Here is a 22,582-nt window from a genome sequence, read left to right on the forward strand (position 1 = left end):
GCGCGCCCCGGACCAGGGACCACGCGCAGACATGCGCGGCGATTTAGGGAGCGCTCAGCCGATAGTCAATCAAATCGCCGACAGGCGCGTGCGACGCTGGCGAACAAATTTGACCGCGAATCCGCTCGCTCTGGTTTGACGACCGGCGCGATTGCGCTAAGCGACGGCCATGACTGATCGCTCCCCCCTCGCCCCCGCCGCCTTTCCGGTCCTGCCCTCGATTGCGGGCGTCACGCTGCGCCGCGCGCGTGCCGGATACAAGGCGTGGGAACGATGCGACCTCACCTATGTCGAACTCGACGCAGGCACCGCCGTCGCTGGCGTGACGACGCAGAGCAAATGCCCTTCCCCCGAAGTCGAATGGTGTCGCGACGCCATTCCGCTGGGGTCGGCGCGGGCGCTTGTGGTCAATGCGGGCAATGCCAACGCCTTTACCGGCCATCGTGGCCGCGCGGCGGTGGAGGCGATCGCGGCCAAGGTCGCCAATCATCTCGCCTGCCTGCCATCGGACATTTTCATCTCCTCGACCGGGGTGATCGGCGTGCCGCTGCCGATCGACAAGGCCGAAGCGGGTCTGGAAGCCGCCTTCGCCGCCACACCCTGTAGCTGGGGAGATGCCGCCAACAGCATCGGCACGACCGACACTTTCGCCAAAGGCGCGCATGTCTCCGCCATGGTCGGGGAGACGCGGGTCGATCTGGTCGGCATCATCAAGGGGTCCGGCATGATCGCGCCGGATATGGCGACGATGCTGGGCTATATCTTCACTGACGCCGCGATCGATCCTGTGCTGCTGCAATCCATGCTGTCGGCCGCCAACAAGCGGACTTTCTCCTGCATCACGGTCGATAGCGACACCTCCACCAGCGACACGGTGCTGGCCTTCGCGACCGGCAAGGCGGGCAATGCGCCGCTGACCGGCATGGACGACGCAGGGGCGGACGCCTTTGCCGCCGCGCTGGCGGACCTCTGCCGCCAACTCGCCCATCTGGTGGTGCGCGATGGTGAAGGCGCGACTAAGTTCGTGGAGATCAGTGTCGAGGGCGCAACCAGCGACGAGAGCGCGCATCGCATCGCCCTGTCGATCGCCAATTCACCCCTGGTCAAGACCGCGATTGCGGGTGAGGACGCCAATTGGGGCCGGGTCGTGGCCGCCATCGGCAAGGCGGGCGAACCGGCTGATCGCGACCTGCTCTCGATCCGCTTCGGCGCGACCCAGGTAGCTACCGGCGGCTTGGCGGTCGAAGGCTATGACGAAGCCCCGGTCGCCGCGCATCTGAAAGGCCAGGATATCGTCATCGGTGTCGACCTCGGTCTGGGCGAAGGCCGCGCGACGGTGTGGACCTGCGACCTCACCCATGGCTATATCTCGATCAACGCCGATTATCGCAGCTGATGCTGGACCTGCACGCCCCGGTCGTCGCGCTGATGCGGGACGTTGCCCGCGACATTGTGATGCCCCGCTACCAGAATCTGACGAGCAGCGAGATCAGTGCCAAGGCGGACGCCGACGATCTGGTCACCATCGCCGACAAGGAAAGCGAGATCCGGCTGGCCGAAGGACTGGCCGCGATCCTGCCCGAAGCCGGTATCATTGGCGAGGAAGCCTGCGCCGCCGATCCGTCGATACTGGATCGCGCGGGCGACGGTCTCAACTGGATCATCGACCCGATCGACGGCACCGGCAATTTCGCGGCTGGAAGGCCGCCCTTCGGCATCATGATCGCGCTGGCTGACGCCGGGACGACGCTCGCTGGCTGGATTCTCGATCCGATCAGCGGGCGGCTCTGCCACGCGATGCTGGGTGGCGGCAGTCATATCGATGACGAACGGGTAGAGGCGCGCGAAAGTGGCGGCGATCTGCCGATCGCGGCGCTGGCGGTCTATTTCATGAGCGCAGAAGAACGCGCCGACATCACCCGCCGCTCGCAGGACAGGTTCGCGCTGGTCGATATTCCCCGCTGCGCCGCCGAACAATATCCCCGGCTGGTGCTGGGCCAGAACGACGTATCGGTGTTCGCGCGCACCCTGCCCTGGGATCATGCGCCAGGCACATTATTCCTGAACGAAGCGGGTGGTTGCTGCCAGCGGCTCGACGGCACGCCCTATGTCGTGGGCGACACGCGCCGCGGCCTGCTCGGCGCATCCTCGCCGCGCCTGTGGGACAGGGCGGCGGAGCTATTATTCCGCTGATGATCCGGGCCTCGTCTCTGTAACGAAGCCCGGAACGGCCGGATCAGAGAACGCTCTCGATCCAGCTCTTGAGCGCGCTCTTGGGTGCAGCGCCGACCTTGGTGGCCGCCGGTTCGCCATTTTTGAACAGGATCATCGTCGGAATGCCGCGTACGCCATATTGACCGGGCGCGTCGGGATTTTCGTCGATATTGACCTTGGCGATCGTGATCTTCTCGCCCAGTTCATCGGAGATTTCCTCCAGCGCCGGGCCGATCATCTTGCACGGGCCGCACCATTCGGCCCAGAAATCAACAAGCACGGGCTTGTCGGAATCGATCACGTCAGCCTTGAAGCTGCTGTCGGTAACTGCCTTGGTGGCCATGTTAAAGTCTCCTTGTCTTGAGGCGCTATCTAGGGTGTCGTCGCATCGCGCTCAACCGGTGAGAGCGGCAAATTCTCCTGCGTGGGCGCAAAGCCCGGCTTGTGCGCCGCCAACAGGGCGGGCGGAAGGATGATGAGGCGCGGCGCGCTGGTGTAGAGCAACCCCGCCTCGATCACCCGATCGGGGAAGATCACTCCCAGTGCGGCGGCATAGGCAGCCATCTGCCGGACATGCGCCGTCGGCACATCGTCCACGCCCAGCGGCGCAACCCGGCCCGTCTTGAAATCGACGAGCTGGATGCGATCCGGCCCGACGCATAGCCGGTCCACCGTCCCTGCAATCACCGCTTCGCCCACCACCGCTGCAATCGGCGCTTCGGCCAGCGCATCGGGGCTGAACAGATCGGCAAAATCGGGAGCTTCGATCACGCGCAGTGCCTGCGCGATAACATCCTGCCTGACGGCGGCATCCCCCGCCCCCTGCTGGACCAGCCAGCGATCGGCAGCGTCGCGACGGCGCTCAGGCTCCACGCCAGGCAGTCGCTCAAACAGGGCGTGGAGCCAACGCCCCCGCTCCGCAGCCGCACGCATCGCCGGGGTTGGCGGCGGGTAAGGCACATCATCCTCGACCGGTGCGGAAGGAGCCAGCGGTCTCGGCGGGCGCGCCTCGACCGGGGCGGGCTGACGCAGCCAGTCGGGCATGTCCGCCGCCGTGCCTTCTTCTGCCGTCTCCGGCTCCGCCTTCCTGGACGGCAAATCCTCGGTACCGCGCCAGCGTCGCGTCGCGCCCCAGATCGGATCAGCCTCCCACTCCGCGCCCAGCGACACCATCGCGCCCTCGACCGCGGCGAACCAGCTTTCGGGCTTCACTTCGCCCTTCGCTCGTGGTCCCAGCGATCCGGCGACGATCAGTTTCTCCTCTGCGCGGGTGAGGGCGACATAGAGCAGCCGCCAATGCTCCTCCCGTTTGACCGCAGCCGCCTGTTCGGCCACCTCGCCAATCGGCCCCTGCCGCTCCGGCTTGCGCGGGGCCAGGATCGGCAGGCCGTTCCACAACAGCGAATCAGCGCGATTGCCCGCGTCGGGATCAAGGCAGGCATCGGCCAATATGACGATCGGCGCCTGCAACCCCTTGGCCCCATGCACCGTCAGCAGGCGCAGCATGTCGCCCTGCGCCGCCGCATCGCGCACTATGTCGACTTCGCCCCGGTCGAACCAATCAATGAAGCGCTGGAGCGAGGGATGGTCGTCACTCTCGAATGCCAGCGCGGCATTGAGCAATTCCTCGATCGGATCGACCGCTTCGGCCCCCAATCGCTCGATCAGGCGGCGGCGACCGTCCATCGGCCCGGACAGGATCGCCTCCAGATAGCGATAGGGGGTGGTGAAATCCGCCACCGCCAACAGATCGCGCAGGGGCCGCAACGTCGCATCGTCCAGCGTCTGGTTGAGGTGCCGCCACAGCCCGGTCTTGCGCCCGATCAGCCGGTGCATCAACTCGTCCTGGGTCCAGCCGAGCAGCGGCGACACGAGCAGCGACGCCATGTTCAACTCATCGTCGGGTTGCACCGCGAAGCGCAGCGCCGCCAGCAGATCGCGCACCGCCAGCGGCGCATTCAGCCGCAGCCGGTCGATCCCCGCTACCGCCACCTTCTCCTCATACAGCCGCGCCACGATCAGCCGCGCCAGTTCGCTCCGCCGCCGGACCAGGATCATGATGTCCCCCGCGCGCACCGGACGTCCCCGGCTTTCCAGCATCACGCCTTCGTCGATCCACTGCTTGATCTGCTGCGCGATCTTCTGCGCCAACACCCGCTCCTGATCGGCGGCCCAATCCTCCTCACCCTCGGCATCATCGGACAGGTTGGCCACGACCGGCTTCCACAACATCACTTCGCCCGGATGCCGGTTGGCGCTGATATGACGGACGTCGCCCGCGACCATCCCCAGCTTCTCAGCCGTCAAAGTCGCAATGGTGCGGTCCACCACGTCCAGCACTGCCGGGGTGGAGCGGAAACTACGGTCGAGCGACAGCTCATGGAAATCATGCCCGCTATTGTCCGCGTCCCGCTGGAACAATATTTGCGCGGCGGCGAAATTGGCGGGGCTGGTCCCCTGGAAGCCGAAGATAGCCTGCTTGAAATCGCCCACGGTGAAGATGGTCCGCACCTTGTCGCCCGGCTGCCATTCGGTGGCAAAAAACTCCTCCGCCAGCGTCCGCACGATCCGCCATTGCGCGGCATTGGTGTCCTGCGCCTCATCCACCAATATATGGTCGATCCGCTGGTCCAGCTTGTAGCGGATCCATTCGGCGATCCCGTCCTGCTCCAGCAGCGCGGCGGCGCGGGCGATCAGATCGTCGAAATCCACCGCCCCCGCCAGCCGCTTGGCCTGCGCATAGGCCCGCGCATAAGCCCGCCCGGCATGAAGCGCCTGCCCTAGCAACGCGGCATAATCGGCGCGCAGCTTCATCGCGATCAGTTCGCCAGTGCGGTCATACAGCCGCGTCGCCATCTCTGCATAACCGTCGATCGAGGGGACATAGCCCTTGGTCAGCATGATGTCGCCATCCGCCTTGGCCCAGGCGCGATGCAGGTCGGTCAGGGTGGCAGCGCGTCCGGCCGGATCGAGTGCGCGCCATGCGGCGATCCGGTCGCACCGTTCCAGCCCGCGACCCTTGCCCCATTGCACGTTCGCCTGCACGATCCGGTCCAGCGTTCGCATGTCGAAGCTGGCATCCTCGCACTGATCAGCCAACCACTGGTCGATATCGCCCTCCGGCAATCCCAGTTCCGCCATGATCCAAGGCGTAATCGGATCGGGCAAGGCGTCCAGCGCCTCTACCCTGGCGGCGCAGCGCAGAAGATAGCTCTCCGCCCCGCCCTCGCCCAGCCGCAGGCTGATCGCCTGCAACGCCGCAAACAGCGCTTCGTCGCCCGTCTCATGCGCTCGCACCACCATGTCGGCCAGCGTCTGTCGGGCCAGGTTGGTCTGCTCCCGCTGGTCGAGCGGGCTGAAACCGGGCGTCAGGTCCGCCTCCAGCGGGAAGGCGGTCAGCAATTGCTGGCAAAAACCATGGATCGTCTGGATGCGCAGCCCACCGCCGGTCGATTCCAGCACTTCGGCGAACAGCCGACGGGCAAAGTCACGCGCGTCCGGCCCGGACTCCTCGCCCAGCGCCTCCAGATCGGCAAACAGCCCCTTGTCATCCATCTGCACCCAGGCGGCGAGCCTGTCATGGATGCGATCGGCCATTTCCGCCGCACCCGCCTTGGTAAAGGTCAGGCACAATATATTTTCCGGTCGCACGCCTTGCAGCAGCAGGCGGAACACACGCGCGGTCAGCACATGGGTCTTGCCCGTGCCCGCCGACGCCGACAGCCAGACATGCGCGTCGGGCGCCGCGGCGCGGGCCTGATTGCCCAGCAAGGGTTGCAGCCCCTTAGCCATCGTCGCGGCCATACCATTCCTCCAGCCGCATCAACTGGTCATAATCGCCATAATTGGCGACTTCAGGGTTGATCTCGGCACGGAAGGGTGCGCTGCCGAGCAGGAAGGCCTGCGCCAGTTCCTCGAACTGTTCATGAACCTTTGCCGTGAACTCGGTTGTGACCATCTTGTCGCGCTTGCCAGTGGGATCGACCGGACTTTCGCGATAGCCGAACTGATCGCCCTTTTTTGCCAGCGACCAATATTCAAAACCGCCCGCGATCTTCTTGCCACCGACGCCGTCAAACCCGCCAAGTTCGGCGATCACCCCCAACAGGCCGAGTTGCAGCGCAAAGCCCGCCTTCACCTGCCGCGCACTGGGCGGCTTACCGGTCTTGTAATCGATGATGCCCAGCGTGCCGTCGGGCAGCCGGTCGATCCGGTCGGCCTTCCCCATCAGCGTGACTTCGGCAATGTCGGCCCGCCCTTCCTTTTCGACCGCAAGGATGGTGCGCCCGTCCGCCTTGTCGCGCACGACCTCGGCAGCGATCCAGCGGATTGCCTCGATCAGGCGCGGTTGCCACAGCGCGCGCAGCAGCGGATGGACTTCGGGCCGGTTAAACATGGCGCGGGCGCGCGCTTCCAGATCGGCGGGGTCATGTGTTCCCGCCTCCGCCCAATGCTGGAGGATGTCATGCACCGCCGTCCCGCGCCAGGCTGGCCCGGCATCGGCATCGACCGGATCGAGCCGCGCGAGCCGCAGCACGCGCCGGGCGTAGAAAGCGTAAGGGTCCGCCTTCAACCGGTCGACATCGGTGACCGGAATGACGGTCGGGCGGGCCGAAACCGGTGGCGCAGGCACGGGACGAGCAACGGGATTATGCGTAGCAGGCGTGTCCAGCCCCCGCGCCTGTGCGGCATAGCGATCCGCCACCTTCCATTGCGGCCCGGCCATCGCCTTCAGTCGCAACCAAAGCCGCGACGCGACCGCAGGCCCACCGCTGCCCCGCCGCGCACGGGTGATCAGCACATGCGGCGCGCCCAGCGCACTGGCGAAATCATGCGCGGCAAGGCCGATGCGCGTTTCCACCCCCGGCAAGCCCAGTTCCCGCCGGATACGCGGCGCCAGCCACGGATCAGGCGCGGGCAGCCCTGGCCAGGTGCCTTCGTTAAGGCCACCCAATATCATGAGGTCCGCCTGCACCAGCCGCGCCTCGATCAGGCCCAATATCGCGATGCGCGGATGCCCCCCCTGCGGCGGGCGAACCGACACCCCGCCCAGCATATGGTCGAGCAGCACTGGCAATGCCCGAATATCCGCCTGACGCGGGCCTTCATCGGCGGCTGCCTCCATTTCGGCGAACAGATCGGCGGCGGCATGGCCCTGATGCCCGGCCCAGACTGCATCACCCGTTAGCACACTCGACTGCTCGCGGATCGCAGCCAGTTGCCCCGCCAGATCGGTCGCAACGCCAAAGGCCTGCTCCAGCGGTTCCAACAGAGCACGCGCGGCAGGCCACCAGTCTCGCACCTGATCGCGGACCGTGCGCTGCCGGTCATCCTCCCGCGCAGCCATCAGCATATCGATGCCCACCAGCCCCGCCTGCGGCCGCGGCCCGCGTAATAGCAAGTCCAGCGCCCGCACCCCGTCCAGCCAGGGCAGCCGCCCCTCGCCGCGCATGACCAGCGGATGCTTGAGCAATGTCAGCAGCGGCACCGGCGCGAACCGCTCCGCTACCGCCTGCGCCATCGCAATCAGCAACGTGCCAGGCGGCAGGCGCGACAGCGGCAGGCCCGCCGAATCGTCCGCTTCAATCCCCCAGCGTTTCAGATGCGCCGACACCCGCGTCGCAAGCTGCCGGTCAGGCGTCACCAGCGCGGCGGTGCGTTTCTCCGTTTCCAGCGCCTCGCGCAGCGCAATCGCGATGGCCTGCGCCTCCTCTCCCGGTGTCGCCACCTCCAGCGCGGCGACATCCGCCAGCGACCGATCCGCCGTCTTGAGGTCGCGCCACCGGCTGGTAAGCTTGGGCGGCAGCATCGCGTTCGAGATATTGCGCCCGCGCACCGCCCGCGCATCATGCTCACTGCCCCAGCGCCATTGCGCCACATCGTCGCGGGTCGCGCTCATGGCGTGGAGCAGGCGTTTCAGCGCATATTGCGGATGGCTCTCATGTCCGGCGGGGGCATGGCCGGTGACCGGATCGGCGTCGAACGGACCAATCGCTTCCCACGCCTCATCGTCCATATGCTGGTCCAGCCCGGCAAACACCACCATGCCGCCGGGCAGTTCACCGATCCGCCGCAGCAGCCCGGCAACCGCAGGCGCAGTCGTGGAAATACCAGCCGCAACAACAAAACCCGTCGGCGGATGGTCCCGCCAGCGCGCCGCCAGCCGGTCGAACAGCCGGTTGCGCCGCTCGGTCAGGTCCATGCAGCCCAGCCGCGCCAGTTCGTCCGGCCAGCGGGCAATCACGATCTCGAACAGATGCAGCGACGTCTGCCAGTGGCGCGACAATTCATCGGACAGGGTCAGGTCGCGCAAGGCCGTCACCGGCACCCGCTCCACCTGCATCTGGTCCAGCACTGCGCCCAGCGCCTGCCCCAGTTGCAGCGCCTGGCCCGCGTCAATATCGCCCTTCACCTGCTGCACCATCCGCGCCAGGATCATCTGGCGGCGCATTGGCGCAATCGCGGGCGGCAGTGGCTCCCCTTCCCCCAGCGGATCGAGCGCGCTGCCGACCTGCTCGCCAATGTCCGGGTCGCCGATCGCCACCAGCCGGGGCAGCAACAGCCCGCCCCCCGACGCCCGCACAAACGCATCACTAACCGCCCGCACCGCGCGGTTGCTCGGCAACAGGATCATGCCCTGCGCCAGCGCCATCGGATCGCCACCATGGCGCGCCAACAGGCCAGCGACCAGCGCATCGGAAAAGGCGCGGTGCGCCGGAATGGAAAATAGCGCGGGGCGCCCGCGATCACCCATGGGTGATCATGGATTCCACGACGGGGATGGCCTTGGGCGTGCCGACATCGAACCACAGCCCCTGATGCGAAACGCCGTAGAGCCGCCCCGCCTCGATCGCCCGGTTCCAGAAGATGTTGGTGGAAAACATGTCAGCGGGTGGATCGCGCAACAGCGAGGGCGACAATATCTCCACCCCGGTAAAAACGAAGGGCGCAACATGGGCGGTCTTGCGCCGGGTCAGGCGGCCGCCAGCGTCCATATGGAAATCGCCCGGCCCGCTATGGCAATGCGCCCGCGCCAGCGGCACCAGCAACAGCAGCGCATCCATCCTGTCCGGGTCCCAGATGCGCTGCATCATGCCCAACGTTTCCTGCGGTCCGTCAATCCACAAATTGTCGCTATTGGCGCAAAAGAAGGGCTTGTCGCCCAGCAATGGCGCGGCATGGATCAGGCCGCCGCCGGTTTCCAGCAATTTGGCGCGCTCGTCGGAAATGACGAATTCCATGCCGCCCTTGCGCGTGCGCAAATGCGCCTCGACCGTGTCGGCGAGATAATGGACATTGACCACCACCTTGCGGATGCCGCCCGCTTCCAGCCGGTCGAGCGCATGGTCCATCAGCGGCTTACCTGCCACCTTGACCAGCGGCTTGGGCCGGGTGGCGGTCAGCGGACGCATCCGCTTCCCAAGGCCCGCCGCCATCAGCATCGCTGTCTCGATCATGCTGGAGCATGTTCCGCCAGCGCATCATGGCGCTGATCAGCCGGTATGTTGGCGGTGAACCACTGCGCCACCGGGGCCAGCGCGGGATGGGCCAGGTCGCGCTCCAGCAATCCCCACATGCGCGGCAGGAAGCTGAGGTAACGCGGCTTGCCGTCGCGCTGCCACAGGCGGGTGAAGATGCCGATGATCTTGGCGTTCCGCTGCGCCCCAAGCACCGCATAGGCCGCGTCGAAATCATCTGGCGGCGCAGCAATCGCCTTGTAGCGCGCCAGCATCGCCGCCTCGACCTGCGGCGGCACGTCACGCCGCGCGTCCTGCAACAGCGACACCAGATCATAGGCCGGATGCCCGGCTAGTGCGTCCTGAAAATCGAGCAGGCCCAGGCCATGAGACGTCGCCCGGTCGATCAGCATGATATTTTCCGCATGATAGTCGCGCAGCACGGTGACGGTCGGACTGGCGGACTGTTCGACGACCGGCAGCACTGCGTCCCACGCCGCGACATAGGCGTCCTGATCGACCGAAAGACCGATGGCGGGGCAATACCACTCGGTGAGCAGTCCTACTTCCCGTTGATAGACCGCCCGGTCATAAGGCGGCACCGGCGCGGCGGGCAGGCGGTGGAGGTCGGCCAGCAGATCGATAGCGCGGCCATAGACCGCCAGTTCCGCATCCGGCTGATCGTCAACATGCTCCTTGACCCGCAGGTCGCCAAAATCCTCGATCAGCACCAGCCCCCGTTCCAGATCGCGTGCCAATATCCGTGGCGCGGCAAAGCCATCTTCCAGCAGATGTTCGGCAATCGTGATGAACGGGCGCGGATCTTCATGCGGTGGCGGCGCATCCATCAGCACCGCGCGGCGTCCGCCGTCGATGATGCGGAAATAGCGGCGGAACGAAGCGTCCCCGGCCAGCGGCACGATGGCGGCATCGCCCCATCCGGCTTGGCCGAGGAAAGCCGGCGCGGCGGCGGGGGGGATCATATCTGTGACCATCGATCCGTCCAAGCGTCGGGCACGTCCGCTGTCAAGCGCCGAGCGCCATCCGCCTCAATCGTGATGGTCAAACGCAAGGCGTGGGACCATAGCCGCGCGCCCAGCCGGTCGGGCCATTCGATGATCAGAAGGCTCTCCATCAGATAGTCGCCCAGCGCCAGTTCCTCCGTCTCCTCCGGCGTATCGAGCCGATAGAGATCGACATGCGCGACCGGCAGCCGGACTTCAGGCACGTCATAGGGCTGGACGATCGCGAAGCTCGGACTGGGCGCTTCGCCCGCCAGTCCCAATGCTTCCAATATGCCCCGCGCCAGCGTTGTCTTGCCCGCGCCAAGCCCGCCCTCCAGCCCAATGACATCGCCGATTCGCACATGGGTGGCGATGCGATGGCCCAGATCCAGCATCGCCGCTTCATCCGTAAGATGCAGCGCCGCGTCAGCCACGGGGCAGCTCGATCACCACCATCGTCCCCTGCCCGGCCTGCGATACCAGCTCCAGCGTCCCGCCATGCGCCTGCGCCAGCTGCCGGGCCAGCGGCAGGCCGATCCCGGCCTTGCCCCCGGTGCGCGCCTGTCCGGCGCGGGCGGTGGGATCGAACAACAATTTCTGCTGTTTTACGGAGATGCCCGGCCCATTGTCGGAAATAACGATCCGCGCACGATCCGCCCCGCCATCGCCATGCAGCAGCACCCGCGCGCTCTTGCCGCAGTAACGCACTGCATTTTCGAGGAGATGGTCGATCGCCTGCCCGATCCGGCGGGCGTCCCCCTGCACCTGACCCAGGCTGGCCTCTATCGTCACCGCCAGATCAATCCCCTTCGCGTTCGCATCGGCACGGACGCGATCGGCGCTGGCGCGCGCAACGGCGGCCAGATCGACCGGCGCGCGGTCGATCGGCAACGTCCCGGCCTCGCCCTGCGTCAGGTCCAGCACATTGTCGATCAGCATCGACAGCCGCCCCGTGCTTTGCAGGATTCCATCGACATAGTCCTTGGCCGATGCGCTCAGTTCCCCGGCATAGCCCGCGCTCATCATCTCGGCGAACCCGGCGATCGTCGTCAGCGGCGTGCGCAATTCATAGCTCATATTGGTGACGAAGGCGGTCTTGACCTCATCGGCCTGCTCCAGCGCCACGTTGCGGTCGCGCAGCACCTGTTCGACACGGCGGCTGTCAGTCACATCGAGCATGGTGAAAAGCGCGTTGCCATCGGGCAGCGGGATGGCGGCAAATTCAAAAATGCGTCCGTCGGCAAAACCGACATGGCCAATCCGCTGCTTGCGCTCGACCGTCGCGGCGCGGACCAGTTCGCGCACCAGATTGGACTGTTGCGGCTTGGCCAGACGTTCCTGCACCGCGCGCATCAGATCATCGATACGTGGATGGGTCGCCAGCATGTCCTCGTCCGCGCCCCAGACGGTGCGGAAACGGCTGTTCCACATCTGGAGGCGCCCATCGGACGAAAACACCCCGATCGATTCGAACAGATTGTCGAATGTCGCCGTCCGCACCCGCAGCAGCGTGTCGCGCGCACTCGACAGCTGCACCTGCTCGGTGCGATCCTCAAAGATCAGCAGCAGGCCGCCGTCGGGTAGCGGCTGGGCATAGACGCGCAAATGGGTGCCGTCCTGCAACAGCCAGTTTTCCTCGACCGGATCGGGCGACAGGAACCAGTCGCGCCGTTCCCCGCGCCAGGCGGGAAAGTCGCGATGTTCGGGCAGGCGGCGGGCATCCCGCATCTGGTCCAGCACCCGCTCGAACAGGGGCGCGTCGGCCAATTGCTCCTGATGCAGGCCGAACAGGCTGATGAAGGGCTGGTTCCAGAAACGCAGCGCCCGGTCGGGACCAAAGCGCGCGACGCCCGCCGACAGCCGATCCAGCAAGTCGCGTTGCGCCGCCTCCAGACGGCGATGCTCGACCCGCGCCTGTTCCAGCTCATGTTGATCGACCGCATAGCCAGCCACTCCGGCCTCGCCCAGCGGCACATCGACCACGCGCATGGTGCGCCGTTCGCCGTCGATGGTGGCCGGGACCATGCGCTCGACCGGTTCGCCCCGCGCCAGCGCATCGGCGGCGGCGGCTTGCGGGGTCAGTCCGCTCACCGCCTCGACCAGTTCCACGCCGCTGCCAATCACCTCGCGCGCATCGGCGCCGTCCACCGCGCGGACATAGGCGCTGTTGACGAGGCTGAGGCGCAGGTCGGGGGTGCGGTGCCACATCGGGAAGGGCGCAGCTTCGACCAGACCGGCCAAAGCCTCCAGCGCATCGCGCAGCTGCTCCACCTGGCCTTTGAGCGCCTGAATTTCGGACTGGCTGTCGGTCGCGTCGAAAATCCACAGCACGACGCCGCCATTGGATGCCAGACCGGGCGAGGCAGGTGCGCCGCGCACGAGCAACAGCCGCGACGACCCGACGCCCCGCACCGGCAGGGCAAAGCTCTTGCCTGCTTTCTGTGCCGACGCGATCTCGCGCGCCAGCGCGGCGGCATCGTCAGGTTCCAGCCCGCCGTCAGCGGCAATCAGTTCAGAAGCAAAGGTCGGAACGCGGGGCTTGCCCAGCCATTTGGCGAGGCGATCGGCCGCCTCCAGCCTGCCATCGGGATGGATAACGACGGGCGCGGCAGGCGCGGAAGCCAGCAGCATCGCAAGCCGATCAAGCTTGCCCTGCGCCTGCATCCCCTCGCGCCGCATCCGCTGGCCGGTGGCGAGCGCCCACACGGCGCCCCCCAGCCATAGGGCCAGCACGACACCCAATATGATGGCGGCCATGGGGGTCAGCGTCATTGCGCCCTCTGCTCCCATTTCGGCCGAACCTGCCTGTCGCTATCCATAATCGCACCCGGACTAACGCAAGTCGGGCGCAGCGGGAAGAAGGCGATGCAAAGAATTGCCCCTACTAACGAAGGGCAATGAAAAAAGGGGGAAGGCATCGCCCTCCCCCTTTTTGCCTGATCAGTAGCGGTAATGGTCGGGCTTGAACGGCCCTTCGACCGGCACGCCGATATAGTCGGCCTGTTTCTGGCTCAGCTTGGTGAGCTTCACGCCCAGCTTTTCCAGATGCAGTTCGGCGACCTTCTCGTCCAGATGCTTGGGCAGGACATAGACCTCGTTCTTATACTGCTCGCTCTTGGTCCATAGCTCGATCTGCGCCAGCGTCTGGTTGGTGAAGCTGGCCGACATGACGAAGCTGGGGTGGCCGGTGGCATTGCCCAGGTTGACCAGACGCCCCTTCGACAGGACGATGATCTTCTTGCCGTCGGGAAACTCAACTTCGTCCACCTGCGGCTTGATCTCGGTCCATTTGAAATTCTGGAGACCGGCAATCTCGATCTCGCTGTCGAAATGGCCGATATTGGACACGATCGCCATATTCTTCATCGCGCGCATATGATCGACGGTCAGCACGCCTTCATTGCCGGTCGCGGTGACGAAAATGTCGGCGCGCGGGGCGGCCTCTTCCATCGTCACGACTTCATAGCCTTCCATCGCCGCCTGCAACGCGCAGATCGGATCGACTTCGGTGACCAGCACGCGCGCGCCGCCATTGCGGAGCGACGCGGCAGACCCCTTGCCGACGTCGCCGAAACCCGCGACGCACGCGACCTTGCCGGCCAGCATCACGTCGGTGCCGCGACGGATCGCGTCGACGAGGCTTTCCTTGCAACCATAAAGATTGTCGAACTTTGACTTGGTGACGCTGTCATTCACGTTGATCGCGGGGAAAGGCAGCTTGCCCTTCTTGGCCAGCTCATACAGGCGATGGACGCCGGTGGTCGTCTCTTCCGACACGCCCTTGATGGCGGCGACCGTCTTAGTCAGGAAGCCGGGACGTTCGGCAAGAACGCGCTTCAGCACCGCGCAGAAGATTTCCTCTTCTTCGTTTGACGGCGTGAACAGCTCTTCACCGGCCTCGACCCGTGCGCCCCACAGGGCAAACATGGTAGCGTCGCCGCCATCGTCCAGGATCATGTTGCACACGCCCGACGGATCATTGTGCCAGTCGAAGATGCGTTCGACATAGTCCCAATATTCCTGCAGCGTTTCGCCCTTGATGGCGAACACGGGAACGCCCGACGCGGCGATCGCGGCGGCGGCATGGTCCTGCGTTGAATAGATGTTGCAGGTCGCCCAGCGAACCTGCGCGCCCAGCGCAGTCAGCGTTTCGATCAGCACGGCGGTCTGGATCGTCATATGCAGCGAGCCGGTGATGCGCGCGCCTTTCAGCGGCTGCGACGGGCCGAATTCCGCGCGCAGGGCCATCAGGCCCGGCATTTCGGTTTCGGCGATATCCATTTCCTTGCGGCCGAAATCGGCCAGGGCGATATCGGCGATCACATAATCCTGCGCCAGGGTGGCGGAAGCGGTGGCCACGGTCGTGTCTCCGTAAACTTGAAATGATGCCTGTACCGCTGGAAAAAAGTCCGGGCGGCGGCGATGGCAAGCGCTTTACCAACCGCCGCCGCCCGTGGCAACTCAATATAAAGATTTCTTTATGTGCTAACGCTAATGGCCATCGAAAGCCGCGTCAGGCCGACCCGGCGCCTCGGACCAGATGTGACGCATCAACGCCGGCCGCCGCATAGGATGCGGCCCATTTACGATGCGTCGGGACGTCGAACAGCAGATCCGCATTGCCAGGTGCCAGGAACCAGCTGTCGCTCGTCATCTCGCGTTCCAGCTGTCCCGGCCCCCATCCGGCATAGCCCAGCGCGACGAGATAGCGGCTTGGCCCCCGCCCCTGTGCAATCGCCTTCAATATATCGAGCGAGCCGGACAATCCCCATTGCCCGCCGACCTGCACCATATCCTGACCCGACCAGTCGAGCGAATGGAGAACGAAACCGCGCCGCGGCTCGACCGGACCGCCGCGCAGCACTGGCCTGTCGGGAATCGCGCTGCCGTCGATTTCGAAACTGTCGAGCAGGCCATGCAGGCTCACCCCCTCCATCTCCTCCCCGACCGCAATGCCCATCGCGCCGTCGGAGTCATGGACGCACAGCGCGATCACGCTATGGTCGAAGCGCAGATCAGCCATGCCGGGAAGCGCCAGCAGAAAATGCCCGCCAAAGAAAGTCGTCTGGTCCATCATCGGAATATAGACAAAGACAGGATGATGCCAAGGATCAGGCGGCATATTCTATCCCGGCTCTTGACAGTGCGCCCGCCAGCAACGACCTGCGCCTTCGTGAGTTTCAGGAGACGATGCATGACCATTACCAAAGGCGACCGCCTTCCCAGCACGACCTTCACGAAAATGACCGAGGATGGCCCGGAGTCCGTGGCGTCGGATGACTATTTCGCGGGCCGTACGGTCGCGCTTTTTTCCGTTCCGGGTGCCTACACGCCAACCTGTTCGGCCAAGCATCTGCCCGGCTTCATCGAAAAGGCCGACGCGCTCAAGGACAAGGGCGTCGATGAAATCGCCTGTACCGCCGTCAACGACGCCTTCGTCATGGGTGCATGGGGCAAGTCTGCCGGCGCCGATGGCAAGGTGACGATGCTGGCCGATGGCAATGGCGATTTCGCAAAAGCGGTGGGCCTGACCATGGATGGCAGCAAATTCGGCCTGGGCCAGCGCGGCCAGCGCTTCTCGATGATCGTCAAGGACGGTGTCGTCGCCGAACTCAATGTTGAGGCACCCGGCGACTTCAAGCTGTCGTCGGCCGACCATATGCTGGGCCAGCTCTGATTTCGGGCGTCGGCGCGCGTTTTTGATCGCGCGCCGACTTTCCTCCGTCATGCAACTGCGGTAACAGGGGGCGATGACACAAAGCATCGGCAGCGCCACGGTCGCGCAACTGGACCGCCTCTACCAGACATCCATCGACACATTGCGCGACGCCATGCGCGCCTATGGCCGCGACGGCAGCATACCCCCGCCCCAGGCAAGGCACGACCAGCGTTTCTGCTATCCTGAATTGCGCATCACCTATCATGGGGACAGCGACGCACCGCCGCCGGGCCGCTCCTTCGCCCGCCTGTCCAAACCCGGTAGATACGTCACCACGGTTACCCGTCCCGCGATGTTCGCCGATTATCTCGCCGAACAGATCGACTTGCTCGTCCGCGACTATGGGGTGGAGATTGAAACCGGGCTGAGCCACCAGCAAATCCCCTTCCCTTATGTGCTGGACGGGCTTGACATGGGCGCGCTCGACGGCACCCCGCCGACCGAACTGGCGCGCTACTTCCCCACGACCGAACTGGCCGAGATTGGCGACGAGATTGCCGATGGCCTCTTCATGCCCGATGCTGATGGCGATCGGCCGCTGGCGCTGTTCGATGGATTGCGCACGGACTTTTCGCTGGCGCGCCTCAAACATTACACCGGCACGCCTGCCGATCATGTGCAAAGCTACATCCTGTTCACCAACTATCATCGCTATGTGGATGAATTTGTCGCCTGGGCCTGCGCGGAATTACAGCGGGAGGGTAGCCGCTTCACCGCGCTGTCGGGCGCAGGCGGCGTCTATGTGACCCCGGAAACGGCCGATCCGGCGCAGATGATCGCCGACAGCGCCTGGCGCAAGCATCAGATGCCGGCCTATCATCTGATCGCGCCCGACGGCAGCGGCATCACGCTGGTCAATATCGGCGTCGGCCCATCCAATGCCAAGACGATCTGCGATCATCTAGCCGTGTTGCGGCCCGAAGCCTGGCTGATGATCGGCCATTGCGGCGGGCTGCGGCCCAGCCAGCGGATCGGCGACTATGTGCTGGCGCACGCCTATCTGCGCGATGACAAGGTGCTGGACGCCATGCTCCCGCCCGAAATCCCGGTCCCGGCCATCGCCGAAGTGCAGGTGGCGATGGCGCAGGCGGCAGAAGCGGTATTGGGCGGTCGCGACCCGGAGGATTTCAAGCGCCGCCTACGCACCGGCACCGTGGTCACCACCGACGATCGCAACTGGGAATTGCGCTATTCCAGCTCGGCCCTGCGCTTCAGCCTGTCGCGAGCAGTCGGCATCGACATGGAATCGGCGACCATCGCGGCGCAAGGCTATCGGTTTCGCGTCCCCTACGGCACGCTGCTGTGCGTATCCGACAAACCGATCCACGGCGAACTCAAGCTGCCCGGCCAGGCCAATCGCTTCTATGAAGAAGCGATTGCCAGCCATTTGCGCGTCGGCCTCATGACCTGCGAGTTGCTCCGTGAAGGGGGCGCGAAGTTGCACAGCCGCAAGCTGCGCGCGTTCAACGAACCGCCATTCCGATAAGAGGGATTTCGAGTGAAATGGATCATTTCACGGCTCGGAAATCCCGACAAGAAAAGGCTCAGGCCGCGTTGCGCCAGATAGCGACACGGTCCTTGCCGTCGCGCTTGGCATTGTAGAGCGCAGCGTCGGCGCGAGCGACCATGTCGTCCAGTTTCTCGTCGCCTGCCTGCAATTCCGCCACGCCGAAACTGGCGCGGAGTTGCGCGCGTGGGGCATTGGGCAGGATCAGGCATGTTATTTCCGCGCGCACCCGCTCCATGACGTCAGCCGCCGCCGCTGCCTCGGTTTCCACCAGCAGCAGGCCGAATTCATCGCCGCCCATGCGCGCTACGATGTCGCCGCGCCGTACCGCACTGGTCAGCAACTGGGCAAAGCCGCGCAGGGCGGCGTCGCCTGCGATATGGCCATGGCCGTCATTCAGTGCCTTGAACCCGTCAAGATCGCACACCACCAGCGCCAGCGGCCGGTTGTAACGCCGGGCATTGGCGATGGCGCGCGCCGCCGCCTCATCCAGTCCGCGCCGGTTGAGAACGTTGGTCAGCGGATCATGCCGCATCTGCCGCCGCAACTGGTGCGCCAGATCGCCAGCCACGACCATGACAGCAGCCACGCCAGTGCCGACATAGATGGATGGCAGGCCAAGGCCCAATATGGCCCGATACGCCGCAAGCCCTGCGCCGGGTGCCCGCCCCAGATCGGCAGCGGCACTGATGGCAAGCGCAGACTGAAACAGCGCGAACAGCAGGAACATCGTGAAAAACGCGATCTCAGGTGCATTGAACCGCCGTCCCTGCGGCCAGAGCGAGGCGGCCGAACAGAGCATCAAGATGCCGACATAACCCGGCACAATCATGCCCTGAAGCGATCGATCGTGGGTCAATGCTGCATAGATGCCGCCTGCCGCCGCCACGCAACCAGCGCCAATTATTAATCGCCATGGGATTTTTTGCGTCGATCGCTGGCGAACGCCGACCAGAACCAGCGTGCCGCTGACGACGATGCAACTCGCCGCTAGCGCCATCAGTGGCCCGCTTTTCAAGGCGATGCCACCAGCATTGGCGATCCACTGGATCATCGCCGCACAATAGGACAGCGCCCAGCTCAACACATGCCGCTGCCGCCCGAAGTGTAACCACGCCACCCCCATCGCCAGCGCCATGATGACGCTGGTGAAGAAGAGCAAAGCAATGATGATGATCGCCGGGTCCACGGGTGGGGCCTTTACTGACTTTACTTGGGCATTACCAGCCGCAAGACTTGCCCTTATTCTGCTGGACCAGCCATTTCTGCAACGGCGCGAAATAGGCGGTCATCGCCTGGCCCGAAATCTCGCGCGTGCCGGTAAAGGCCTGCAACGCATCGGGCCAGGGCTTGGACGCGCCCATTTCCAGCATCGCGTTGAGTTTGGCCCCTACGTCCTTGTTTCCATAGAAGGAACAGCGGTGGAGCGGCCCCTTCCAGCCCGCCTGTTTGCAGGCCGCTTCATAGAATTGTTGTTGCAAAATGCCTGCCAGAAAATAGCGGGTATAGGGCGTGTTGCCCGGAATATGGAATTTGGCGCCCGCGTCGAACTTCGTTTCATCGCGGGACACGGGCGGGACGATGCCCTGATATTGGCGACGCAGGTCCGTCCAGCCCTTTTCATACTGGCTCTGTGGGATCGTGCCATTGAACACACCCCAGCGCCACTTGTCGACCAGCAGGCCAAAGGGCAGGAAAGCGACCTTGTCCATAGCCTGCCGCAGCAACAGGCCGATGTCCTTGTCCGGTCCCGGCACCTTGGCAGCATCCAGCAGGCCGATCTTCACCAGATAGTCCGGCGTGATCGACAAAGCGACAAAATCGCCGATCGCTTCATGGAAGCCATCATTGGCGCCGTCCAGATAGAGCGGCTTCTGCTTCTGATAGGCGCGTTGGTAATAATTATGGCCCAGTTCGTGATGGATGGTCACGAAGTCGTCGCTATTGACCTTCGTACACATTTTGACGCGAATATCGTCCTTGTTGTCCAGGTCCCAGGCCGACGCATGGCAGACGACTTCGCGGTCCAGCGGCTTGATGAACTGGGTCCGGTCCCAGAAGGTCGCGGGCAGCGGCGCAAAGCCCAGCGAGGAATAGAAACCCTCGCCAATCTTGAACATCTGCTTTTCCCAATAGCCGCGCCGCTGCTGTTCGGGCGTGTCGGGCGTATCGACCTGACCGGGGCGGGTTTCCACATAGCCCTTGGCCTTCAGCAATTCGCCCACATCATAACCCAGATCGCCCGCCCCTTTGGGCGCCACGACATCATAGATATTGCCCCAGGATTGCGCCCACATATTGCCGAGAAGGTCGGCACGGATCGGACCGGATGCAGGCTGCACCGCATCGCCATATTTCTCGTTCAGCTTGGTGCGGGTGTAGCAATGCAGCTGGTCATAGAGCGGCTTGACCTCTGCCCATATCTTGTCGGTCAGCTTGGCGAAATCATCGGCGGGCATGTCATATTTGGACCGCCACATCGCGCCGGTATCGGCAAAGCCCAATTCCTTGGCCCCGGCATTGGCGATATCGACCAGCTTGGCATAATCGCCGCGCATCGGCGCGCCGACATTGTCGTGCCAGCTGACCCACATTTCCTTCAGTTCTTCGGGGTTGCGGTTATTCCCCATCTGCTCTTCAATGTCGCTGCCGTTGATCGGCTGACCTTTCAGTGTTCCCCTGCCCTTGCCATAGGCGGACTGGAGTCGGGTCGCCAGATCGTTCAACTCCTGCGCCGCGCCCGGCGCAGTCGGCGCGGGCAGCGTCAGCGCAGTGCGCAACAGGTCCAAGCGGCGCTTGGTTTCCACTGACAGGCCCGGCGCGGTCGCATATTTGGCGGCTTCCAGCGCATAATCGACATTCATCGACGTGCGGATCGCCCCGAAATAAGCGGCGACCGCGTCGCTATCATCGCTCAGATAGGTGGAATTGACCCAGTCGGCACGGCTGGAGATCAGCGAATGATCGAACATCGCCTTTTCCGCCTTGGCGAGGAAGGCTTCGGCCTCAGCTGCGGTCGGCGCAGGAGCCTGCTGGGCAAGAACAGGCGATGCAGTAAGCGCGGCCGCAAGTGCGGCAAGCGAGATGGCGATTTTCATGGGAATTCCCCTCATAGACTTATGAAGGGAAGGTGACTTGGCCGGGCGATACAGTCAAGCAGTCAGGAAATCGACCATCGCCTGCCCCATTTCCTTACGGGTGACGGCGTTCATATGATTGCCCGGTATTTCGACATAGCGACCATTGGGCAGCAGGTCGGCCAGTTCCTGCGCCACGCCATTATCCCGATCGTCCGCACCGCAGATAATCTCGGTCGGCTGCTGAATGGCAGCGATCGTCTCGCGCGGCGTATCGACAAAGGTGTTCAGGATATGCAGCATCGCCACCGGATCGCCCTTGGTGGTCTTGAGGAACGCCTCGGTCATCCATTCCGACGTGCCACGCTCGAACGTGCCAAGGTTGTTGAGGACATTCTTGTAATAGCCGCCCTTGTCGAGCGTCTGCACCAGCCCGCGCAACCCCATGCCCGCCAGGATGACCCGCCGCGGCGCAGCCCCGCGCGCCAGCATCCGCACACTCGTCCGCGCACCCAGCGAATAGCCACCCAGATCATAGTCGGTCAGCCCAAGCTGCTCGACCAAAGCCAGCCCGTCATCGGTCAGCGCATCGGGCGGATAGGCGGAAATGTCATGCGGCTTCCCGCTCTCCCCATGACCGCGCAGGTCCGGCATGATCAGGCGAAAACCGGCCTCGACCAGTTTTGCGGCATGACCGTAACGAATCCAGTTAGTGTAGGCATTGGAGAAATAGCCGTGGATCAACACAAGATCCCGACCCTCCCCCACCATATGCACCGTGATCGGCAGGCCATCGAAACCTTTGATCTCATGGCGTTCGATCGGCAGGTCGGTCATCGGGGCAAATCCTTACACAGCGGCGGCGCTTGCCGATATGGCGTCAGGCGCGGCGGCGCAAGAGCGCTATCCTGTCATTCCGCCCAGGAAGAGCGATCCATCAACGCCGAAACCAGCGCTGCAAAAGGCGTGTCAGCACAGCGCCGGACCAGCCTGCGGTCAGCGGTGACCATAACCGTTTCCAGCATCTCGGCGGTGGCGAGAAAGAAGCAGTCATAGGCGGGGTGGTCCAGTGCCAGACTGATCGCCATCGCTCGATCGGCCAGTTGTCCGGTCGGGATCAGGTCGACAAGATCGGGCAGGATCGCCACGGCTTCGCGCGCCTGTGCTGCATCAATTTCCTGCGCGCGCACCTTCTTCCACATCACGTTGGCGAGTTCGGCGGTCAGCAGGTCCGGCGCGATCAGCCGAAGCGGCAGCAGCGTAAGCGCCACGGTCGTTTCAGCAGACATCGCCGGATCGTCGCTACCGACGACCCAGCGGGCCGCCACGCTGGTATCCACCACCAGCATCAGCGGCGATCATCATCCCGGAGCAAATCTTCGGCAGGTGTCTGCCGGACATGTTTCGGAGTCATCGCACGGATGGTTTCGAGGCGCGCGAGCGTCGCGTGCAGGCGCTCACTTGTCATCGGTCGCCCGCGCGTCAGCGCTTCACGCAGTTCCGCTTCCAGTGAACGCTGGTTACGCGCCGCAAGTTCGCGATAGGCCGCGATCAGGCTGTCGTCGAGATTGCGGATAAGAACCTGGCCCATGCGGTCATGCTAT

18 protein-coding genes are annotated in these 22,582 nt (G+C 64.5%); 4 read left to right on the top strand and 14 right to left on the bottom strand.

Annotated elements, in window-relative coordinates:
• Window positions 1-169 precede the first annotated feature (169 nt).
• Both argJ and Q0D44_RS07410 read left to right on the top strand, forming a co-directional pair.
• Window positions 170-1,396, top strand: a complete 1,227-nt coding sequence (gene argJ, locus Q0D44_RS07405; RefSeq protein WP_294134702.1) for a bifunctional glutamate N-acetyltransferase/amino-acid acetyltransferase ArgJ — start codon at window positions 170-172, stop codon at window positions 1,394-1,396.
• Window positions 1,393-2,193, top strand: coding sequence for an inositol monophosphatase family protein (locus Q0D44_RS07410; protein WP_294135003.1), 801 nt, complete (start codon window positions 1,393-1,395; stop codon window positions 2,191-2,193). Before argJ ends, Q0D44_RS07410 begins: the two co-directional genes overlap by 4 nt.
• Before the next feature lie 43 nt (window positions 2,194-2,236).
• Here the strand turns inward: Q0D44_RS07410 and trxA are convergent, their stop codons facing one another.
• The 9 genes from trxA to Q0D44_RS07455 form a co-directional block, all read right to left on the bottom strand.
• Window positions 2,237-2,557: a thioredoxin TrxA gene (gene trxA / locus Q0D44_RS07415; protein ID WP_294134703.1), complete on the bottom strand. Its 321-nt coding sequence runs from the start codon at window positions 2,555-2,557 to the stop codon at window positions 2,237-2,239.
• A gap of 29 nt (window positions 2,558-2,586) precedes the next feature.
• Entirely contained in the window at window positions 2,587-6,018 is a 3,432-nt protein-coding gene (gene addA / locus Q0D44_RS07420; RefSeq protein WP_294134704.1) for a double-strand break repair helicase AddA, read from the bottom strand.
• The gene (gene addB, locus Q0D44_RS07425; protein ID WP_294134706.1) at window positions 5,999-8,968 is read right to left on the bottom strand and encodes a double-strand break repair protein AddB; all 2,970 of its coding nucleotides are present in this window, start codon (window positions 8,966-8,968) and stop codon (window positions 5,999-6,001) included. Before addB ends, addA begins: the two co-directional genes overlap by 20 nt.
• On the bottom strand, window positions 8,961-9,671 hold the full coding sequence (locus Q0D44_RS07430; RefSeq protein ID WP_294134711.1) for a nucleotidyltransferase family protein: 711 nt from the start codon (window positions 9,669-9,671) through the stop codon (window positions 8,961-8,963). The genes addB and Q0D44_RS07430 overlap by 8 nt, the downstream gene beginning before the upstream one ends.
• Window positions 9,668-10,654 carry a phosphotransferase gene (locus tag Q0D44_RS07435; RefSeq protein ID WP_294134714.1) on the bottom strand — a complete coding sequence of 329 codons (987 nt, stop codon included), beginning with the start codon at window positions 10,652-10,654 and terminating at the stop codon, window positions 9,668-9,670. The genes Q0D44_RS07430 and Q0D44_RS07435 overlap by 4 nt, the downstream gene beginning before the upstream one ends.
• Window positions 10,651-11,109, bottom strand: a complete 459-nt coding sequence (gene tsaE, locus Q0D44_RS07440) for a tRNA (adenosine(37)-N6)-threonylcarbamoyltransferase complex ATPase subunit type 1 TsaE (protein ID WP_294134717.1) — start codon at window positions 11,107-11,109, stop codon at window positions 10,651-10,653. The genes Q0D44_RS07435 and tsaE overlap by 4 nt, the downstream gene beginning before the upstream one ends.
• Complete coding sequence (locus Q0D44_RS07445; RefSeq protein WP_294134719.1) at window positions 11,102-13,447, bottom strand: PAS domain-containing sensor histidine kinase; 2,346 nt, start codon at window positions 13,445-13,447, stop codon at window positions 11,102-11,104. The genes tsaE and Q0D44_RS07445 overlap by 8 nt, the downstream gene beginning before the upstream one ends.
• Window positions 13,448-13,615: 168 nt before the next feature.
• On the bottom strand, window positions 13,616-15,034 hold the full coding sequence (gene ahcY, locus Q0D44_RS07450) for an adenosylhomocysteinase (protein ID WP_294134722.1): 1,419 nt from the start codon (window positions 15,032-15,034) through the stop codon (window positions 13,616-13,618).
• A 154-nt stretch (window positions 15,035-15,188) separates the two neighbouring features.
• Window positions 15,189-15,749, bottom strand: coding sequence for a YqgE/AlgH family protein (locus Q0D44_RS07455; RefSeq protein WP_294135006.1), 561 nt, complete (start codon window positions 15,747-15,749; stop codon window positions 15,189-15,191).
• Between the two features lie 120 nt (window positions 15,750-15,869).
• Between Q0D44_RS07455 and Q0D44_RS07460 the strand changes: the two genes are divergently transcribed.
• Window positions 15,870-16,352 carry a peroxiredoxin gene (locus Q0D44_RS07460; protein WP_294134724.1) on the top strand — a complete coding sequence of 161 codons (483 nt, stop codon included), beginning with the start codon at window positions 15,870-15,872 and terminating at the stop codon, window positions 16,350-16,352.
• 73 nt (window positions 16,353-16,425) lie between these two features.
• A complete protein-coding gene (locus Q0D44_RS07465; RefSeq protein WP_294134727.1) occupies window positions 16,426-17,880 on the top strand; it encodes an AMP nucleosidase in 1,455 nt (484 codons plus the stop codon).
• A gap of 58 nt (window positions 17,881-17,938) precedes the next feature.
• On the opposite strand, the gene Q0D44_RS07470 is transcribed toward Q0D44_RS07465, so the two are convergent.
• The 5 genes from Q0D44_RS07470 to Q0D44_RS07490 form a co-directional block, all read right to left on the bottom strand.
• Window positions 17,939-19,090, bottom strand: a complete 1,152-nt coding sequence (locus Q0D44_RS07470) for a GGDEF domain-containing protein (protein ID WP_294134730.1) — start codon at window positions 19,088-19,090, stop codon at window positions 17,939-17,941.
• A gap of 31 nt (window positions 19,091-19,121) precedes the next feature.
• A complete protein-coding gene (locus Q0D44_RS07475; RefSeq protein ID WP_294134733.1) occupies window positions 19,122-20,999 on the bottom strand; it encodes a M2 family metallopeptidase in 1,878 nt (625 codons plus the stop codon).
• Between the two features lie 54 nt (window positions 21,000-21,053).
• On the bottom strand, window positions 21,054-21,815 hold the full coding sequence (locus tag Q0D44_RS07480; RefSeq protein ID WP_294134735.1) for an alpha/beta fold hydrolase: 762 nt from the start codon (window positions 21,813-21,815) through the stop codon (window positions 21,054-21,056).
• A 74-nt stretch (window positions 21,816-21,889) separates the two neighbouring features.
• A complete protein-coding gene (locus tag Q0D44_RS07485) occupies window positions 21,890-22,327 on the bottom strand; it encodes a type II toxin-antitoxin system VapC family toxin (protein WP_294134737.1) in 438 nt (145 codons plus the stop codon).
• Complete coding sequence (locus Q0D44_RS07490) at window positions 22,327-22,569, bottom strand: hypothetical protein (RefSeq protein ID WP_294134740.1); 243 nt, start codon at window positions 22,567-22,569, stop codon at window positions 22,327-22,329. The genes Q0D44_RS07485 and Q0D44_RS07490 overlap by 1 nt, the downstream gene beginning before the upstream one ends.
• Window positions 22,570-22,582 lie beyond the last annotated feature (13 nt).

Origin of the sequence: Sphingobium sp., assembly GCA_023266575.1 — a bacterium.
Classification (GTDB): domain Bacteria; phylum Pseudomonadota; class Alphaproteobacteria; order Sphingomonadales; family Sphingomonadaceae; genus Sphingobium.

Bases quoted from the DNA above. Each gene is read 5' to 3' on its own strand.
- Q0D44_RS07455 (WP_294135006.1), bottom strand. From the start codon at position 15,749: ATGGACCAGACGACTTTCTTTGGCGGGCATTTTCTGCTGGCGCTTCCC.
- addB (WP_294134706.1), bottom strand. From the start codon at position 8,968: ATGGGTGATCGCGGGCGCCCCGCGCTATTTTCCATTCCGGCGCACCGC.
- Q0D44_RS07465 (WP_294134727.1), top strand. From the start codon at position 16,426: ATGACACAAAGCATCGGCAGCGCCACGGTCGCGCAACTGGACCGCCTC.
- argJ (WP_294134702.1), top strand. From the start codon at position 170: ATGACTGATCGCTCCCCCCTCGCCCCCGCCGCCTTTCCGGTCCTGCCC.
- Q0D44_RS07435 (WP_294134714.1), bottom strand. From the start codon at position 10,654: ATGATCCCCCCCGCCGCCGCGCCGGCTTTCCTCGGCCAAGCCGGATGG.
- Q0D44_RS07460 (WP_294134724.1), top strand. From the start codon at position 15,870: ATGACCATTACCAAAGGCGACCGCCTTCCCAGCACGACCTTCACGAAA.
- Q0D44_RS07445 (WP_294134719.1), bottom strand. From the start codon at position 13,447: ATGACGCTGACCCCCATGGCCGCCATCATATTGGGTGTCGTGCTGGCC.
- Q0D44_RS07480 (WP_294134735.1), bottom strand. From the start codon at position 21,815: ATGACCGACCTGCCGATCGAACGCCATGAGATCAAAGGTTTCGATGGC.
- Q0D44_RS07475 (WP_294134733.1), bottom strand. From the start codon at position 20,999: ATGAAAATCGCCATCTCGCTTGCCGCACTTGCGGCCGCGCTTACTGCA.
- addA (WP_294134704.1), bottom strand. From the start codon at position 6,018: ATGGCCGCGACGATGGCTAAGGGGCTGCAACCCTTGCTGGGCAATCAG.
- Q0D44_RS07490 (WP_294134740.1), bottom strand. From the start codon at position 22,569: ATGGGCCAGGTTCTTATCCGCAATCTCGACGACAGCCTGATCGCGGCC.
- trxA (WP_294134703.1), bottom strand. From the start codon at position 2,557: ATGGCCACCAAGGCAGTTACCGACAGCAGCTTCAAGGCTGACGTGATC.
- Q0D44_RS07430 (WP_294134711.1), bottom strand. From the start codon at position 9,671: ATGATCGAGACAGCGATGCTGATGGCGGCGGGCCTTGGGAAGCGGATG.
- Q0D44_RS07485 (WP_294134737.1), bottom strand. From the start codon at position 22,327: ATGCTGGTGGTGGATACCAGCGTGGCGGCCCGCTGGGTCGTCGGTAGC.